This window comes from Roseovarius sp. (assembly GCF_965228755.1).
Classification (GTDB): Bacteria; Pseudomonadota; Alphaproteobacteria; order Rhodobacterales; family Rhodobacteraceae; genus Roseovarius.
Genome location: NZ_CBDDIG010000004.1, coordinates 106,880 through 124,735 on the forward strand (window position 1 = coordinate 106,880; position 17,856 = coordinate 124,735).

Genomic DNA, 17,856 nt, shown 5'->3' on the forward strand with positions numbered 1-17,856 from the left:
GATCGTTCGCTCAGAGCCTCCAGGCGGTCGATCCAGATCCAGTACTCCCGGAACTGCCGGAAGGTCGCGTGGCCAATGAACAAACTCACAGACGCCACTGCAAAAAATACTTCAAACGCCATATCTCGACTCCTCGTCACGCATCCTCAAGCGAATACATACTTAAGTATGGCGTCAACATACTTAATATCTCAAGCGGGGAATCGTGTCGGCTTGGAATAACTGCGTCCCTGATCCGTGAACAATGCGGGGTACCTGCTCCGTGGCGCCGGCGCCTTCAGGCGGCACGCCAGTGTTTCATCGACTTCACGGCCCCGCCCACGTGGATCATGCCCGGCAACCTGTACTCTCCGGGAAAATCACGTCCGTCGGGGAAGGCGTAAACGCTATCGTGGACAAACAACTCGGGTTTGATCATCGGCCAGACAACGTCCATCAGGAAAGCCTGGTCGCCGAAGCGGTTCTCGAAATACTCGGTGGCGCTTCCAAGGGTTTCGCCCATGTTTGGTAGCACGCCGGAAACGCCGCCCCACATGCCTGCAAGGATGAGTTCCATGTGGTAGACATGATCGCGCATGACATGGAACCTTTTGCCCGACCTGACCCATTCGTCGACCGCCAGGAACTCCTGCACGTTCAAGCGCGAGTCCGCGTCACGGCAGACGAAAAAATCCGTGTCGGGATCGTCCGACGCAAGAAACCGCCACATCGGCCGGAATTTTCTGAATTCCGGTTCGCGCAGAAGCACCACCTGCGCGCCGTATTTCTGTAACTCGGCGAGCGCATCGGCCGGGACTGTTTCGTCGCAATAGAAACGCGCCGTCCAGCCCACATAGATGTGGGGGGCGATCTGTGCGTTCACGATGGCCCCCGTGACGTATGTCGGGTCGTCGCCCCACAGTGAGAATGAGATGATGTTCCGCGTCGGGCGACTCGGATCGAAACTCGGCCGTCGGTCGTTCAGCTCGCCCCCCTTGAAAGGGGACGCCTCGAACCGCTCGAAGGCGATCTTGTCTTTCAGCTTCAGGTTTACCATCCCTTCCCGGGTGGCCTTCTCATGCTGGCCCGTCCGCCACAGAGAGGTGACGAACGCATTGCGCGCCGCCGGGTCTTCCTTCAGCGCCAGCGCCCGCTCGAACGCCGATACGGCTTCTTGGAATTGCTCGTTCTGCTTCATGGTGACGCCATAGCTGCACCATGCGTCGAAATGATCAGGTTTCGTCTGAAGAAACGCCTTGTAAACGGAAGCGGCCTTTTCGATCTCGCCGGCATATTTCAACTGGATCGCCTGGAACAAGCGGGCATCACTTTCCGGCCGCAGACGAGCGGCCAGTTCATAGGCGACGGCCGCTTTCAGATGCTCGCCTTCGGCGGCGTATGCTCGCGCACGGACCTTCAGAACGTCAAAGGACAGCGCCTCCAGTTCATCCCTGCTAGTCATGGCGGCCTCTCAACCTGCTGTCGTCGCCGACAAGGAACAGCAAATAGAAAGGGCGCACAAGTTCATGATCGCCGGGCAAATCGACCCACGGGGGCAGGGGGCGCAGGGCGGCAATTCCAATAGGGCGCGGGTATGGCCTACAGAGCCACCCGGCGAGCGTGAAGAACGGGCGACCGATCGCCGGGCGATGCGCGGGCAAGTCTCCGGCGTCGGGCTTTCGCCTGCTCAGTACAAGCCAAGCTCTTTCGCCCGGAGAACGGCTTGCGTCCGGTTCTTCGCCTCGAGCTTGCCGCAGATCGAGCGGACATGCATCTTGATCGTTGGCTCCGCCAGTTGAAGCGCCTCGCCGATCTCCCGGTTCGACATCCCCTCGACCAGATGGGACAGGACCTGGCTTTCCTTCTTGGATAACAGCGCGTTCGCGTCATCCACTTCCTGTTCCCGGTCGATCGTGATCTGGCGGGGAAGGTACAGCTCGCCCGCCGCCATGAACCGCAAGGCATTGGCGAGCGTTCGCATCGGCGTGGTCTTCAGCACGATGCCGGCCGCACCGGCGTTGACGATGTCAGTCACGTTTCTGCCGGACGGGCTTCCCGTGATGATGCCAACTGGCTTGCCGCCATTCGACTGTATCGCCGTCTTGAGACCGGCAACGCCCTTCATTCCAGGCATTACGAAATCAAGAAGGACAATGTCGAAGGGTCCGTTCTTCTTGATCTGCTCGATGGCATCCTTCAGCGATCTGGCGGTCCAAACTTCGAAATCTCCCGTCTGCGACAAAAACAATTCTATCATCTCGAGAATCATCTCATGGTCGTCAGCGACGAGGACTCGAACCTTTCCGTTTTGGTTATCATTCATTCCAGAGACTCTGTTCCGCTATTCCAGTTACCAAGCTACCGTCGTTACCAGTGGTTAAGATTCATTAAGAAGGACTTAACTCGAATGCTAAACTGGGCAATAATCAATTTTTCTTGGCAAAGTTCCGCAGAAATGGTCTTCACCTGGCACATATCCTCCCTACCTGAATTCGGGGCATTGTACCGAGTGTCGGGCATTAATCCAGTGCCCCATCCGTTTCGGCGATCGTGTCGCCCAGCAGGCCGAGGGCCGCGGAAAACGCGGCGGTGCCCGCCGGGCGGAACTTCGACACGGCCTGCACGATCCTGAGAGCGTGATCCAGTCGCGCAAGGCCAGTCATCCCGGCCGATCCGATGGCCGAATGTATCAGGTTCCTGTCTTGAAACACGCCCTTGGCTTGCGCCAGGCTCGCATGCACGCGAGACGCCTCGTCAAGCGCGCGCCGCATCATCGTTTTTGCCACCTCCTGCCCCAGCTCCTCGCCGAGTTCGCTTGTCACGCTCGCGTCGAGTACCTCTTCCGGCATCGCGGTACGCGTGCCATGGGCGGCACCGATAATGCTCCCGATACGTTTGCGAAGGTCCTGCGGGCTCACGGGTTTCCGAATGACCGCCACCATGCCGAGCGCCTTGCAGGTCTCGAGGCAGCTATCGTCGGCTTCGGCGGTCAGGGCCGCGATCCGCGGGGGCGACGAGATCTTCGAGCGGATCAGGTCAATGGCAAGGGCAACGCCATCGGTGCCGGGCATGTTCAGGTCCGTCAGGACAAGGTCATAGCCGGCAGTCGCCGACCTCAGGCACTCCAGCGCAGCGTCGCCGCTTTTCGCCGGCGTTACGGTTTCCGCTTCCGAAGACAGCGCCTTCACAAACAGGTCGAGGTTGACCTCGTTGTCGTCCACCACCAGCAATCTTGCCGTCCGGGTGGCGCGGTCCCGGCCCTGGTCGGTGGGCTCTTCCGTGGCCATGCCGGCGGATTCCTGCGCAAGGGGCAGGGAAAAGGTCGCCGTGAAGCGCGAGCCGATGCCGGGCTTGCTGTCGACCTTGATGTCTCCGCCCATCGCCTTGACGGCTTCTGCCACCGCGTATGTTCCGATGCCAAATCCGGACGCATCGCCATCCCTGGCCGAACCAGTCTCGTAGGGCAGGAAAAGGCGTTGCAGCTTTTCTTCCGCAATTCCCTCTCCGGTATCCTCGACGGATAACGTCACCTGGCAATCCCGACCATCGGGGGCGACATGCTGGTCGATCGTCAGGCAGATGCGTCCCCTGTGGGTGAACTTGTTCGCATTGCTGAGCAGGTTGAGAATGACCGTATCGACGAGCCGGGGATCGCTGGACACCGGACTATCGAAAGTATTGGCAACGATCGTGAGCTCGTTCCCCTTCTTGACGGCCAGGGCTTGCATGCGCTCGACGATCTCGGTCGCGCGGGCGCCCAGATGAAAGGCCGAATTGTCCTGTCTGGATTGATCATGCTCGGCGCGGGCGGATGTGAGGATACCGTTGACCAGGTCGAGGGCCCTTTCCGCGGCTTTCCGGATGTTTACGGCAGATTGCCGGGCCGAGGCGCCGTCGCCGGCACCTTCGGCGAACAGGTCGACGGTCGATAGTATGGTCTGGAGCTCGTTTCGAATGTCGTGGGCGCTGACGGCCTGCCTGTGCGCCTTCTCGGCAGAACCCGAGCCATTCCCCTGATTTTCCATCATTTAAACCGGTTCCTGTGCCGTGTTCAGGTTTCCTCGATGTCACTTTGGCCGGACAAGGGGAATCTGCATGCGTGGTGTGTTCGCACGCATGTCACGCGCACAGTCGCACAGATTCGTTTCTCGGGCACCTATCAACGACACTTAAAAGGTTAATGGAAGCTTAATTTCCTTCGATAGTTTTCGAATTGTAACCAGTTGTCCATTTTGGCGCGAAATGTTGCCTGGCTTCCCCAGAGTGAGCTTCCGTTAGTTGCATTAATGTTGGTGCAAAATCAATCACTTGTGAGGTTTGTCGCGGAAACCGCCCGGCAGACGACGCTGTTTCGTTGACATGCATAGCCAAAAGTCGGCAATACATACTTAAGATTGTAATTCATCACCAAAGTATCTTTGGCGACTGAATACTGGGCTGTCGGCGGGTGGCTGGCGGAACGTGAGGGGGCGACGCGAGGTGAAAGCCTGAAGGACCAACAAATCACTTGGCCGGATCGGCCGGCAATGCCTGGCCCGATGTCCTGCCGTTAGGGAACAAATATAGACGAGGTATCAAGAGAGATGGCTAGACTTGTGTTGACGGCCGAACGGCCAAAGGAATTTAACCTCAGCCTGACCAGGGAAGAGGTTGCAAGGTTCGTACGCGTTGGTGACGACCTGATCGTGAAGAAAGTCGATGGCGACGAGGTCGTCATCCGCGACTTCTTCGTCAAGGGCGCGGACGGCAAGATGAGTACGGTCACCCTGATTGACGGGCCGTACAGCTTCGGCGATTCCACGTCGGGCGAAGGGACGGTGGCGTCCGAGGAAGGTGACTCGGGCGTCGGCGCCGTTCTGGGCGGCGAGGAAGAGGCTCTCATCGCGGGGGCCGCGGCCCTGCTTGGCGGTGGCCTGCTCCTGTCCGGTGGCGGCGGCAGCAGCAGCGGCGGCTCCGGCTTCCCCTTCCCGACACTGCCGACCGATCCGACCGACCCGACCGATCCGACCGATCCCACGGACCCGACCGATCCGACTGATCCTACGGACCCGACGGACCCGACCGATCCCACGGACCCGACTGATCCGACCGATCCTACGGACCCGACCGATCCGACCGATCCCACGGACCCGACCGATCCTACGGACCCGACCGATCCGACCGATCCCACGGACCCGACCGATCCCACGGACCCGACTGATCCGACCGATCCCACGGACCCGACCGATCCCACGGACCCGACCGATCCGACCGATCCCACGGACCCGACCGATCCGACCGATCCCACGGACCCGACGGACCCGACCGATCCCACGGACCCGACCGATCCGACCGATCCCACGGACCCGACCGATCCGACTGATCCCACGGACCCGACCGATCCGACCGATCCTACGGACCCGACGGACCCGACCGATCCGACTGATCCCACGGACCCGACCGATCCGACTGATCCCACGGACCCGACCGATCCGACTGATCCCACGGACCCGACCGATCCGACTGATCCTACGGACCCGACCGATCCGACTGATCCTACGGACCCGACCGATCCGACCGATCCTACGGACCCGACGGACCCGACCGATCCGACCGATCCCACGGACCCGACCGATCCCACGGACCCGACTGATCCGACCGATCCCACGGACCCGACCGATCCGACCGATCCTACGGACCCGACTGATCCGACCGATCCTACGGACCCGACCGATCCCACGGACCCGACGGACCCGACCGATCCGACGGACCCGACCGATCCCACGGACAATGCCAGCGTGCTCGGCGAGGCCATTGACGGGCTCGGTGGCACCACCGGCACCCTGGGCGAGGGCATCGATCAGGCGATCGCCGACCTGGAAAACCAGGACGTCGCGGCGGCCATCGATACGGTCCTGACCACGGTGATCGAGGCCCTGACCGGGGATGAAAGCATCGTCACCGGCCTGGGCGAGGGCACCGAGATCCTCGTGAACAGCCTTGAAGACGGCATGCAGGGTCTGATGGACGGTCTCGAGAACGGCACCCCGCTGGCCGGAGCCGGCGATCTGCTCGGATCGCTCATCGAAGGGCTGCTCGTCGGCGACGGCGTGTCCGACGGCGGCGCCCTGGGCGAGACCGATGCCGGCACCACCCAGGCGGGGGCAGCCCTGGCCGAAGGTGTGGCGGCAAGCCTCGCGGCGCTCGACGATCTCGATGTCGAGACCGCGCTGGAGACGCTGCTTGCCTCGCTCGAGGAGGCGCTGCTGGCCGAGAACACGCTGGTCGACGGCGCGCTGGACGGGGTGATCGAGCTGCTCGACGCCGTGGCCCAGGGCCTCGACGGGGCCGTGACCGGTCTGAGTTCCGGTGACGTGCTGGGCGGCGTAAACGCGCTGGTGCAGGATGTGCTGGGCGGCCTCTACGGCGGCACCCAGGACGGCGGCGGCGGTGCCGATGGCGGCCTGCTGAGCGGCCTGCTGGACGGCATCCTGGGCGACGACGGCCTGCTGGGCGGTCTGCTGGGCGGCGAAGACGGCCTGCTCGGTGACCTGCTGGGCGAGGATGCCGGCCTGCTCGACGGGCTGCTGGGCGACGACGGCCTGCTGGCCAGCCTGCTGGGCGAGGACGGTCTTCTCGGCGGCCTGCTGGGCGGCGACGGCGGCCTGCTCGACCCGCTCTTCGGCGAAGATGGCCTGCTCGGCGGTCTTCTCGGAGGCGAGGGCGGCCTGCTCGACGGCGTGACCGGCGAGGACGGCCTGCTGGGCGGCCTCACCGGCGGTGAAGGCGGCCTGCTCGATCCGGTTCTCGGCGAGGACGGCATCATCGGCGGCCTGACCGGCGGTGAGGGCGACCTGCTCGATCCGGTCCTCGGTGAGGACGGCATCATCGGCGGCCTGACCGGCGGTGAGGGCGACCTGCTCGACCCGGTTCTCGGTGAGGATGGCATCGTCGGCGGCCTGCTGGGCGGCGATGGTGACCTGCTCGACCCGGTTCTGGGTGAGGACGGCATCATCGGCGGCCTGACCGGCGGCGAGGGCGACTTGCTCGACCCGGTCCTCGGTGAGGACGGTATCGTCGGCGGCCTGCTGGGCGGTGACGGTGACCTGCTCGATCCGGTTCTCGGTGAGGATGGCATCATCGGAGGCCTGACCGGCGGCGAGGGCGACCTGCTCGATCCGGTCCTCGGTGAGGACGGTATCGTCGGCGGCCTGCTCGGCGGTGAGGGCGACCTGCTCGACCCGGTTCTCGGTGAGGATGGCATCGTCGGCGGTCTGCTCGGCGGCGACGGCGGTCTGCTCGGCGGCCTGGCCGACGACGACGGTCTCCTGGGCGGCCTGACCGGCGGCGACGGTGGCCTGCTCGGCTGACAATAAAAATGGCCAGGCCGGGGTTACCCCCGGCCTGGCATCTTTATTGGTTAATTCCGCCCAGTTGGGCGGAATATGCATACCGAGGGCCGGCCAACCCAAACGTTTCGATGGCATTGTTACTTCGTGTTGTCAGTTGACATCGAAAGGCTGGCATAGGAATGAACTAAGACACCTATGCGGTAGTGATTCCGTTGATTGCTCCGGGTTTCTGCGCCCTCGAGCACCTGCCGAGCGTCACCTGGCAGGGAGAATTGGCAACCGGATCAAGGTGATTGGGGGCGTATACCATCGGGGGATGGAAAGTGATTGAAATATTCAAGTCTTCTCCGGGTCAAAGCGGCGCGCCTGAGCGGTTTGTCGGAACCGAACTGCCCCTCTCTCAACCGGCGGATGTGTATTTCGGCAGTGCAAGCCCCGGTATCGCGTTCTACGAGAAGATTGGTCCTGACCTGAACATCACGCTGCTCGACGGCACCGACGTGGTGATCAAGAACTTCTTCGTTATCGGCCCGGACGGCAGCTACAGCCGTCTGCTGGTCGGCGCCTCTCGTGCGGAAGAGATCACCGGTCTCGTCGCCCCGGAGCCGATCGCGTTTTCGACAGATACGCCATCCTCGTTCGAAGAGGAACAACCGCCCCAGCAGCCGACCGAAACGGTGATCGCCGAGGGCGACACCGATCTGGACGTGGCTCCCGTGGATGTCGTGGAAATCGGCTGGACCGAGGAAAACGGCTTTGAGGTTGCCGACACCGAGGGTGAAAGCGCGTCGGGCGCGTCGTCAACCGGGACGGACAACGGATTCATGGGGATCTCGACCGACCGGCTGGTGCTTGGCGCCGCCACGGTCGCAGGTGGTACGCTCGCCTTCGGCGAATGGAGCGATTCCGACGATTCCGCTGCTGCGGCCCGCGCGGCGGCGGCTGCGCGTGCGGCAGCGGCGGCAAAGAAGGCCGAGGAGGCCGAGGACGAGCCCGACACGACCGGCGAGCCCGAAGAAACGGCGGATACGGAATCCGGTGCATCGCCGTTTTCCGAGTTGCTTGGCGCCGGGGCCGGAACGGGCGAGGCCAATGAAGCGGCCAATGAAGGTGACGAAGCGCCGGTCGAAGAGCACACGGCACAGGAAACGGAAAGTGCAGCCGAGGTTTCGGGATCGTCGGATTACCTTGGCGAATTGCTGGGCGGCCTGTTTGCCGCGGATGCGGAAGAGGATGGAGAGCTCGACCTGACATTTGCCCAGGCCGAAGGACCGTCCGAGATCGGCTCCGGTTCGGAGGTGGATCTTGCCGGGCTTCTCGGTGGCAGCATGGGAACGGCGGTCTCGACGGAGATGGATGATCCGATGGCCATTCTCAGCGGATTGGACATCCTTGGTTCCTGGGGCTCGGAATGAGCCCGGGAGATGCCAGGCCCGACGACCTGACCGGATCTGGAACCCGTTGCCGGAGCTCGGCCGAAACCCTGACCGTTCTTCGCAAACCGATGCTCGGGGTGGGATGAAAGGTGTACGCGCAACAAGTCCAGTGGTGGGTGAAGGGGCCAGGTTTCGAAAGGGAACGGTCGTGGACCCGGCGCAAAGTGAGAAACAGACGCCCGCTGGTGGACAAGACGTCTCGGAATGGCAAAGCAAGTGTGAATGATACAAGGTACTGGCAACTGGTTCGATCGAACACGCATCACCGTGTGCCTGGGGACTGTGCTGTTCATCGCCTGCCTGGCAACGACGTCGGTGGCGCAAACCCTGTCGCAGGCCGTCATGATCGGTAGCAAGCGGGATCCCTCCATTGCCGCGCTTCGCCAGCAGGTCGCCCGCGAAACCTCGAATGTCGAAATCAGCAAGGATGCCCGCCGCCCGCAGCTCAGCGTGGCTGGCGATACCGGGCTTGACGGCGACAACCTCGGCGTGAACGTGACGATCAGCCAGCTTCTGGCGGACTGGGGATTGTCGAAAAGCCGGATCGCCGAGGCCGAGGCGGTACGTGTGAAGGTGGTGGCCGACCTGAAGTCGGAAGTCGAATCCTTCACGCTGAGAATGTCCGAGCTCTATTTCGAGATCGACGCGGCGCGCCGCCGGATTGCCCGCACGCGCGAGTATGTGGCGTTTGCCAAACGACTCGACGGGTATTCCCGCGCGCGGGTGCAGGCCGGGCTGGCCAATGCCTCCGAAGTCGCAAGGGCCCGGCTCGAGATCGCGCGCGCGGAAGAACAGCTGTACCAGCACGAGATCGACCGCGAGATCGCGCGGGCGGAACTGGAATTCCTGCTGGGTCAGTCGGCAGGGCAGGTCGCGCCGCCGCCGCGCTTGTCCTTCCTGTCGCAGCTGAGCTCGAGCCGGAACGTGATTGCTGCGGTCGTCGGTGCGCCCGACTATATTTCCGCCACCGCCGACGTTGCCATCGCCGAGGCCGGGGTCAAGGCCGCGAGGGCTGCGCGCAAGCCGACCATCCGGCTTCAGGCCGAGCTGCGCCAGGACCTGACAGGGGGGCGCGGTCGCTCGAGCTCCGTGGGTATCACGGCGGGGGTCGATCTGAACTCCAGCAGTTTCCGCGGACGAGAGGTGACCGCCGCCGAGCAATCCCTCCGTGCCGCCCAGCAATTGCGAACTGCGGTCGAGCGCGACTTGCAGAACGAGATGCGCAATTACCGCCAGCGCCTTCAGGCCCTGGCGCAGACGAGGCAGTCGCTCGGCGCCCAGGTCAGCGACGCGCGTGTCGTGCTGGAGGCCTACGAGGGCCAGTTCCGGGCAGGCCAGCGGGATCTGATCGACCTCCTGACCACCGGTCGGGACCTGTACGAGACGCAAATGGAACAGATCGACGTCGAAGACGAACTCAACCGCAAGGAATACGAGGCCGCCGAAGCACTTGGGCTCCTCGGCTCCCTGCTGTTCAGAAAGAGAGAGTAGGACGTATCCGGGAAGCCGGCGCGCTTCAGTCAAGATTTTTTGCAGATCAATCTGCTGCCGGGGGGCGAGGAGAGTGAACTATGGCTATCCAAGTCGAAGAAGACAGTCTTGTCACCGGCCTGATCGCGCTTTGCCGGGCATATGATGGTGACGCAACGGCATCCAAGCTGACCGATGGTATCCCGCTGGATGACGGGAAACTTCCGCTCCGCTCGGTCGCGCAGGCCTTGCGGCGGGTCAACCTGGCCGGCCGGGTCATCGAAACCGGTCTGGACGACCTGGCCGATTACGCCTTTCCCGTGCTCCTGTTGCTCGAGAAGGACAAGACCCTCGTTCTCGAAAGCGTGAGCAAGGACTACGTCACGGTCATCTTGCCGGAAACCGGCGGCGGCCGGAAAGAAGTGCAGCGGGCCGATATCGAGGCGCGCTACCTCGGTCGCGTCGTGGTGGCCAAGCCGATCGACGTGGTCAGCGCCCGAGTCGGCGACCTGCTCAAGCGGGACAGCCGGCACTGGATCCTCGGTTCGGTTCTCGACAACTGGCCGATCTACAAGGACGTGCTGCTGGCCTCCTTCACGGCCAACCTTCTGGCGGTGGTGACCGCCATCTTCGCCATGCAGGTCTATGACCGCGTGGTGCCCAACCAGGCTTTCGACACTCTCTGGATCCTTGCCAGCGGCGTCGTTCTGGCCGTCGCGCTCGAGTTCTGTCTCAGGGTGATGCGCGGGCGGCTGGTCGATATCTCCGGGCGAGACCTGGACCTGCGGCTTTCGAAGGAACTCTTCCACCGCGTGGCGAACCTGCGGCTGGAACACCAACCGCAATCCATCGGCGCGTTTGCCAGCCAGGTCCGCGAATTCTCCTCCGTGCGGGAATTCTTCACGTCGTCGACCGTCGGAATGTTGTGCGACCTGCCGTTCGCAATCGTCTTCCTCGGGGTGCTCACCTATATCGGCGGGCCGATCGGGCTGGTCGTGCTGGCCGGGGCCGTGGCGATCGTCGTGCCCGGCCTCGCCCTTCAGAAGTACCTTGCCAAGATGGCCCGGCAGAATACCCGCGAGGGCGCGGCGCTGAACGGCCTGCTGCTCGAAGCCGTCTCAAGCCTCGAAACCGTAAAGGCCGCCCGCGCCGAAACGCGCATGGAAAAGGCCCATACCCAGCTTACGGCCGCACTCGCGGCCTCGTCGGTGCGAACCCGCCAGGTGACGATGATGCTCAACCAGGGCGCCACCACGGCACAGCAACTGGCCTATATCTTCGTCATCGTGACCGGCGTCTACCTGATCAGCGCCGGCAATCTCACGGTTGGTGGCCTGATCGCCTGTTCCATTCTGACGGGCCGGACCCTTGCCCCCATCACCCAGATCAGTGGCCTTCTCGCCAAGTGGCAATACGTCCGCAGCTCCATGGAATCGCTTGACGAAATCATCAAGCTGCCGATCGAGCGCGACGAAAGCCAGACCTACGCCCGGGCCAACAACCTGAAAGGCGCGTATGTTCTGGAGGACGTGAAGTTCAGCCACGGAAGCGAGCAGGGCGACGCCCTGTCGGTGCGCTCGCTCAAGATCGAAGCGGGCGAGAAGGTCGCGCTGTTGGGCAGTAACGGCGCCGGCAAGTCGACACTTCTGCGGCTCATGGCAGGGCTCGTCGATCCCTACCTGGGATCGGTGCGGGTGGACGGGCTGTCGATGCCGCAGATCGACCCGATCGACCGGCGGCGCCAGATCGGCTACCTGCCGCAGAACGTCGCCCTGTTCCAGGGCACGCTGCGTGACAACCTCTGCCTCGACCACGGCCTGCACTCCGACGACGAAATGCTTTCCGCCCTCGATGCGGTCGGACTGGGGCCATACGTGCGCAAGCATGTCCGCGGCCTCGACCTGATGATCCTCGGCTCCGGCAACGTCTCGGGCGGCCAGAAACAGGCGATCGGGCTGGCCCGCATCATCCTGCAGGACCCCAGCGTCGTCATCCTGGACGAACCCACGTCTGCCTTCGACAGCGTCAACGAACAGCGCGTGATCCGCTTCATGTCAAAATGGCTGAAGGGGCGCACCGCGATCATCTCGACCCACAAGAGGGAGCTGCTGACCCTGACGCCACGGGCCGTCGTGCTGAACGAGGGTGAAATCCTCCACGACGACTCTCTCGACAACATCCTGATGCTGGCAAGACGCTCGGCAGAAGAGAACAAGATCAAGGCAGTCAAATGAACAGCGCCAGTGATCGTCTCCTCGCAGATCTCGACGGCAACTATCGCCGCCAGACACTGCGCACCGCCCGTTACACGGTCTGGACCATTTGCGCCGCCCTGGCCATTGCCGTCCTCTGGGCCGCCCTCGCCAAGATCAACGAGATCACGCGAGGCTCGGGCGAGGTCATTCCGATCCGCCGGATGCAGGTCATTCAAAGCCTGGAAGGCGGGATCCTTTCGGAACTCCTGGTCAACGAGGGCGACATCGTCTCCGAAGGCGATGTCCTTGCGAAGATCGACGGTACCAAGTTCCTGTCGGCCTACCGCGAAACCGAAGCCGAGATCGCGACGCTCCAGGCCGAGATCGCCCGGCTGGAAGCCGAGGTGCTCGAGAAGGACGCCATCGAGTTCGGCTCCGGGGCCGACGACGGCGCTCAGCGCGACGAAGCCCGGCTTTTCCAGGCCCGCCGCACCAAGCTCGAGGAGTCGATAGCCGCCCTGAACGAGGAGAAGTCGATCCTCGACAGCCAGATCGAAGTCACGGCCCCCCTGGTCGAATCCGGCTCGGTCAGCAAGGTCGAACTGTACAGGCTGCAACAGCAGGCCGCGGCATTGACCGGCCGCATCACCGAACTGCGGAACACGTATGTTCAGGACGCCTACGATGACCTGGTGGACAAGCGCGCGCGACTGGTCTCGTTGCAACAGGTGCTGGTGCAGCGCGAGGATCAGCTCGAGCGGACAAGCATCCGGGCACGCGTGTCGGGGCGGGTCAACGACGTCAATATCACCACGATCGGCGGGGTGGTCCAGCCGGGCGAAACCATCATGGAGGTGACGCCCATCGACGACCAGCTGCTGATCGAGACCAAGGTTCTTCCGCGCGACGTGGCCTTCGTCACGCCGGGCATGAGCGCCAGTGTCAAGATCACCGCCTACGACTTTGCCGTCTACGGCGACCTTCGCGGGATGGTCACGCAAATCAGCGAGGACACCGTCGAGGAGGATACCCCAAGCGGCAAGAAGGATTACTACCGGGTCATGGTGACGACAGAGAAAAACTATCTCGAGGCGGGCTCCGAACAATATCCGATCCGGCCGGGCATGGTCGCCGATGTCGACATCGAAACCGGACGACGGTCAGTACTGAGTTACCTGTTGCGACCACTGCTGCGGGCACAGCTGCGCTAGCAACCAAGACGTGAAATCACCGGGCATTGGAACGATGTTCGCGAACCGAAATGGATAACGAGATGAGACGACCAACCGCGACAGGGCATGTGACAGGGTCAATTGCCAAATTCGGTCTTTCGAACCCCCTGCCGGTCGCCGGTCTGTTCGTCATGCTCTGCGCGATCGTTGCCCTTTTCCCGCCGCGAAGCGCCGCGGCGCAGGAAATCCTGACGGTCGACAACAGACAGATTTCGATCAACATCAACGAGGCCAAGTTCCTGCGCTTGACGGAGCCGGCCAACGCCATCTTCCTGTCCAACCCCAGCGTTGCGGAAATCGACCTGCAATCGGCAAGCTACATATACCTCGTGGGCAAGGCGGTCGGTGAAAGCACGCTTTTCGTCCTGGGTCAGAATGACGAGCCGATCTTGCGCACGACCGTGTCGGTGGATGTCGATGCCGATCGGCTGACACGCGCGGTCACGCGGTCGGTAAGCGGGGGCAGGGTGGCCGTGTCCTCGATCGACGGCGCGATCTTCCTTCGCGGCGTGGTGCCCTCGCCCGATGATATCGCCACCGCCGAAGACGTTCTGGCAGCGCTCACTGGACCGAATGCCGTGATCGTCAACCGGCTGGAGCTCGAGCAATCGGCGCAGGTGAACCTTCAGGTGAAGATTGCCGAGGTTTCGCGGTCGGTCGGCGACAGCCTCGGGTTTGGCATCAACGCCTCCGGCCCAAGGGGCAGTTTTTCATCGCCCGTCAGCGACATCGACAACGGCTTCAGCGTGTCGGTGACTCCATCTGGAACGAACATGAACCTCATGCTGGACGCGCTGTCTCAGCGGGGGCTGGTCAGCATTCTGTCCGAGCCGAACCTGACAGCGCGTTCGGGGGAAACTGCGAACTTTCTGGCCGGCGGTCAGATTCCCTACCGTGTCGGCGACAGCGCGGAAGATACCCGGATTGAACTGCAACCCTTCGGTGTCGAACTGGATTTCACGCCGGTCGTGCGGCCCAAGGGCCGCATCGAGATCGAGCTGAACACCAGCGTCAGGGAAGTGGATACCTCGCAGGTGACGAACTCCGACATCGGCCCCGCCCTGACCGAACGAAGCGCGTCGACCACGGTCGAGATCGGCTCCGGTCAAAGCTTTGCGATTGCCGGGATGTTCCAGAGCGGCACGCGGCAGAAACTCGGCGGAATCCCCGGATTGGTCAACCTCCCGATCATCGGGGCGCTGTTCCGCTCGTCGGAATACTCTCGCGGCGAAACCGAACTCGTGATCATCGTGACGCCCTACCTGGTAGAACCCACGAGCCCGCGGGAACTCAACCTTCCGACGGACCAGGTCAATACCGTGAACGGGGTCGAGCAGTGGGGCGTGGGGCATTTCACACGGCCTCTCAAGCCCAGCCAGTCGGGCAAGTCGAGGGTCCGGACCAACAACGGGGGCTTTCGGTTGCAATGAAGACAAGCTGGATCAGACTGCTCTGCGTGCTCGCGCCCTTCGCGCTCGGAGCCTGCGAGGTACAGGAAGCGCCCACCAGCGTTGTAAGCCGTCTCAAACCGAACCTGGTCGAGGCGGTCGAGCCTTACAGGTTCAACGACTGTTCGGGAAATCTCGCGCCCGGCGAGGCAGAGCGCATCCGCCGCTTTCTGCACGACCTCTGGCTGACGCCACAGGACGTGCTTATCGTGACATTGCCCAAGGGCCGCAACACCACCCGCGATGTTCAGCGCCGCAGAACCATGACCTCACTGCTGTTCTCGGTGCCGGCGCAGAAACGCTTCATCGGGGCAAACGATTTCCGCGACAACTGCAAGTCGGATAGCGAGGGGATCATCCGCGTCGTCCGCACCGTCTCCGTCGAAGCTGATTGCGAGCGGGGCGTGGTGCCTGACGGTTGCACGAACGCAAGCAACCTTGCCGCCATGATCGCCAACCCCAGCGATACGTTCCTTCCGCCCCAGACGGCAACGGGCGGCTACACGAGGTCCTCGAATTGACGATGACGCCAGGATCAGCCCGACCGGGCCCGCTGTCCCGCCTTCTCGGCGAAGAGGACGGCGCCGTCTCGGTCGAGTTCATGATCCTGCTACCGGCCCTGTTGCTTTTCGTCGTCTTCATTTTCGTCGTCAGCCTCTACCTGGGCACCGCCAGCGACGTTCAGCAGGCGGCCCAGACACTGGCCCGCGCGACGCTTCCGCTTCTGAATTCGGGAGAGGAGAACGTCGATGTCTGTGCCAGCCTCCTCAGCTCCAACATGGTGCAGGCGGTGATCGACCAGACCGCGTTTCTCAGCATCGACAACCTGACCTTTCCGGCAAGCTGTACCGACCAGCCGGCGGCGGACGGGAGTGTCACGATCACGCTGGTCTACAACCTGGCCGGCAGCACGCTGAACAGCCTGAGCAGCCTCGTCGGCCTGGATTTCGTGCAGATCGAAAGAAGCGCCGTCGTCTACCTGTGAACCGTCGGCCTCAGTTAACCAGCGTGGACGCCGACCCGGCGCAATAATAGTCGTCCAGAATGATCTCGGCGCGGGCGGTGTCGATGCCGAGAAGGTCAAGCAGGGCCTCTGCAATACCGTCGAGCACGGGCGTGGCCAGCAGGCTGCCAACCTGCGTGATCACGCTGTTGAGCAGGCTGACGATCTGTCCCAGCAGGCTTCCCAGGATACAGCCCAGGATACCGCAGCTGTTCTGCGTCGACTGGCGCTGGCTCTCCAGGTCGGATTCGAGGTCGCTCAGCACGCTGGAAAGCGAGCTGGAGAGGCTCGCCAGCGAGATGACCCCGGGCACAGGTACCGGCTCTCCGATCTGGTCCAGGCGAATGTCGATGGTCTGGGTATGCCCGGCAATGTTGATCGGCGTCGGCGACTGGGCGGCGTCGTTGCCGTCGATCGGGGACAGCAGTGCAAGCTCGATGCCAAGCGCGGCCGGCGCCGTGACCACCGAGAACGACGCGACGATATCGCTCGGATCGGTGGCGTCGCAGTTCAGGTCCGTGAGCGTGGCCGCGGCTGTCGCCGCGCTCAGGCTCAGGGACAAATCCAGCAGCGATGCCACGTCGGCACGAAGATCGATATCCGCCTGGGATATCTCGGCGGTGAAAAGGTTGTCTTCCTCGAACTGCGTGACGAAGGTGGACGGCGCGCGGATCAGGCCGGTTTCCAGCTCGACATTCGAAAGCGGCGACAGGTCGAGCCCTGCATCGACTTCAAGCCGTTCCGTCGGGCTGAACCCGGCCAGCCCGGCCGTCACCATCAGCAGGTCCACCGCATTGACCGTGAGGTTCGGCAGGACGTTCCCGATCCGCAACTGCGTCAGATCCGGTTGAACCGAAAGGATGTCCTCCAGCGCGAGCGTCCCGCCGGCAAGGCCCGGCCCGTTCAGCACGCCGGGGTCCAGCGCCCCCTGGTCGATCAGCATCCCGACAAGATCGCCCGGCGCAAGCGTCAGATTGAGCAACTCCTCGAAGGTCACCACGTCGAGCGCGGTATCGAGCGACACGAGTTCGAGAAGATCCGCGATCGCGACATTTGTGTCCAAAAGATCCTCGTAGCTCAGAACAGACAGGTCGAGCCCCAGCGCATCCGACCCCAGAAGGGAATCCAGCAGCGGGTCGAGCAGGGCGGAGTCCCTCGTATCGAGACTGAGCAACCGGTTCCTGAGCGTGAACGTAACGATCGGCGGGCCGCCGACGGCAACGGCATTGCGCGAGACGACATAGTTTTCTTCCGAGATGATCGGGGCCCAGAGCAAGGTGCGCCACGGTGTCTTCACGGTCACTTCCACCGCGTTGACCCCGGTCGCATCGTCCTGGTCGGCGGATGCGACGAAACCGCTCTCGGCTTCGAAACGGCCGAAGACGATATCGCTGTCGGCCAGCGTGACTTCCCCGTACTGTTTGTTGCCTGCCATCACGGCGCGGGCGATACCGCGGGCCTCGTCGAGGTCGTGCAGGTGGGCGGCCGCACTTTGCGCCGCCAGATCGGCCTGGCCCTGGACATAGGATTTCTGGGCGTTCAACTGCGTCACGTCCACGGCCAATCCGCCGAGAAGGACAAAGGCCGGAAAGAGAATGAGGATCAGCACGGACATCGTGCCAGCGTCCCGTCGGGCAAAGCGGCACAGCGCCTCGAGGAGGGGGCCGGGAGGGTGGTGTCTGCCACGGCTGCGCGGGCAAGGGCGCAACGAACGGCGAAACTTACTGAAAGATGAGCGCATCGCCCGGCCCTTGATCAATTG

The 17,856-nt window shown here is 63.1% G+C and carries 12 protein-coding genes; 8 read left to right on the top strand and 4 right to left on the bottom strand.

Annotated features, from left to right (window positions below; all coding sequences use genetic code 11):
• Positions 1-277 precede the first annotated feature (277 nt).
• The 3 genes from ACO07J_RS02780 to ACO07J_RS02790 all read right to left on the bottom strand — a co-directional run bounded on the left by ACO07J_RS02780 (position 278) and on the right by ACO07J_RS02790 (position 4,007).
• Positions 278-1,441, bottom strand: coding sequence for a hypothetical protein (locus ACO07J_RS02780; protein ID WP_422026084.1), 1,164 nt, complete (start codon positions 1,439-1,441; stop codon positions 278-280).
• A 225-nt stretch (positions 1,442-1,666) separates the two neighbouring features.
• Positions 1,667-2,302, bottom strand: a complete 636-nt coding sequence (locus tag ACO07J_RS02785; protein ID WP_422026086.1) for a response regulator transcription factor — start codon at positions 2,300-2,302, stop codon at positions 1,667-1,669.
• A gap of 196 nt (positions 2,303-2,498) precedes the next feature.
• The gene (locus tag ACO07J_RS02790) at positions 2,499-4,007 is read right to left on the bottom strand and encodes an ATP-binding protein (RefSeq protein WP_422026088.1); all 1,509 of its coding nucleotides are present in this window, start codon (positions 4,005-4,007) and stop codon (positions 2,499-2,501) included.
• Between the two features lie 555 nt (positions 4,008-4,562).
• On the opposite strand from ACO07J_RS02790, the gene ACO07J_RS02795 reads away from it, so the two are divergent.
• The 8 genes from ACO07J_RS02795 to ACO07J_RS02830 all read left to right on the top strand — a co-directional run bounded on the left by ACO07J_RS02795 (position 4,563) and on the right by ACO07J_RS02830 (position 16,076).
• The gene (locus ACO07J_RS02795) at positions 4,563-7,328 is read left to right on the top strand and encodes a hypothetical protein (protein WP_422026090.1); all 2,766 of its coding nucleotides are present in this window, start codon (positions 4,563-4,565) and stop codon (positions 7,326-7,328) included.
• Positions 7,329-7,633: 305 nt separating this feature from the next.
• A complete protein-coding gene (locus tag ACO07J_RS02800; protein ID WP_422026092.1) occupies positions 7,634-8,725 on the top strand; it encodes a hypothetical protein in 1,092 nt (363 codons plus the stop codon).
• Between the two features lie 243 nt (positions 8,726-8,968).
• Positions 8,969-10,237, top strand: a complete 1,269-nt coding sequence (locus ACO07J_RS02805; protein WP_422026094.1) for a TolC family protein — start codon at positions 8,969-8,971, stop codon at positions 10,235-10,237.
• 80 nt (positions 10,238-10,317) lie between these two features.
• Positions 10,318-12,450 (top strand): type I secretion system permease/ATPase, encoded by a 2,133-nt coding sequence (locus ACO07J_RS02810; protein WP_422026096.1) that lies wholly within the window; start codon positions 10,318-10,320, stop codon positions 12,448-12,450.
• Positions 12,447-13,622, top strand: a complete 1,176-nt coding sequence (locus tag ACO07J_RS02815; protein WP_422026098.1) for an HlyD family efflux transporter periplasmic adaptor subunit — start codon at positions 12,447-12,449, stop codon at positions 13,620-13,622. Before ACO07J_RS02810 ends, ACO07J_RS02815 begins: the two co-directional genes overlap by 4 nt.
• 152 nt (positions 13,623-13,774) lie before the next feature.
• Positions 13,775-15,073, top strand: coding sequence for a type II and III secretion system protein family protein (locus ACO07J_RS02820; RefSeq protein WP_422026100.1), 1,299 nt, complete (start codon positions 13,775-13,777; stop codon positions 15,071-15,073).
• Positions 15,070-15,612 carry a hypothetical protein gene (locus ACO07J_RS02825; RefSeq protein ID WP_422026102.1) on the top strand — a complete coding sequence of 181 codons (543 nt, stop codon included), beginning with the start codon at positions 15,070-15,072 and terminating at the stop codon, positions 15,610-15,612. The genes ACO07J_RS02820 and ACO07J_RS02825 overlap by 4 nt, the downstream gene beginning before the upstream one ends.
• A 2-nt stretch (positions 15,613-15,614) precedes the next feature.
• The gene (locus ACO07J_RS02830) at positions 15,615-16,076 is read left to right on the top strand and encodes a TadE/TadG family type IV pilus assembly protein (protein ID WP_422026104.1); all 462 of its coding nucleotides are present in this window, start codon (positions 15,615-15,617) and stop codon (positions 16,074-16,076) included.
• 10 nt (positions 16,077-16,086) lie between these two features.
• Here ACO07J_RS02830 and ACO07J_RS02835 read toward each other — a convergent pair whose 3' ends face one another.
• Complete coding sequence (locus tag ACO07J_RS02835) at positions 16,087-17,709, bottom strand: pilus assembly protein TadG-related protein (RefSeq protein WP_422026106.1); 1,623 nt, start codon at positions 17,707-17,709, stop codon at positions 16,087-16,089.
• Between the last annotated feature and the right edge of the window lie 147 nt (positions 17,710-17,856).

Coding starts and splice junctions, on each gene's coding strand:
- ACO07J_RS02780 (WP_422026084.1), bottom strand. CDS start 1,441: ATGACTAGCAGGGATGAACTGGAGGCGCTGTCCTTTGACGTTCTGAAG.
- ACO07J_RS02785 (WP_422026086.1), bottom strand. CDS start 2,302: ATGAATGATAACCAAAACGGAAAGGTTCGAGTCCTCGTCGCTGACGAC.
- ACO07J_RS02790 (WP_422026088.1), bottom strand. CDS start 4,007: ATGATGGAAAATCAGGGGAATGGCTCGGGTTCTGCCGAGAAGGCGCAC.
- ACO07J_RS02795 (WP_422026090.1), top strand. CDS start 4,563: ATGGCTAGACTTGTGTTGACGGCCGAACGGCCAAAGGAATTTAACCTC.
- ACO07J_RS02805 (WP_422026094.1), top strand. CDS start 8,969: ATGATACAAGGTACTGGCAACTGGTTCGATCGAACACGCATCACCGTG.
- ACO07J_RS02810 (WP_422026096.1), top strand. CDS start 10,318: ATGGCTATCCAAGTCGAAGAAGACAGTCTTGTCACCGGCCTGATCGCG.
- ACO07J_RS02815 (WP_422026098.1), top strand. CDS start 12,447: ATGAACAGCGCCAGTGATCGTCTCCTCGCAGATCTCGACGGCAACTAT.
- ACO07J_RS02820 (WP_422026100.1), top strand. CDS start 13,775: ATGCTCTGCGCGATCGTTGCCCTTTTCCCGCCGCGAAGCGCCGCGGCG.
- ACO07J_RS02825 (WP_422026102.1), top strand. CDS start 15,070: ATGAAGACAAGCTGGATCAGACTGCTCTGCGTGCTCGCGCCCTTCGCG.
- ACO07J_RS02830 (WP_422026104.1), top strand. CDS start 15,615: ATGACGCCAGGATCAGCCCGACCGGGCCCGCTGTCCCGCCTTCTCGGC.
- ACO07J_RS02835 (WP_422026106.1), bottom strand. CDS start 17,709: ATGTCCGTGCTGATCCTCATTCTCTTTCCGGCCTTTGTCCTTCTCGGC.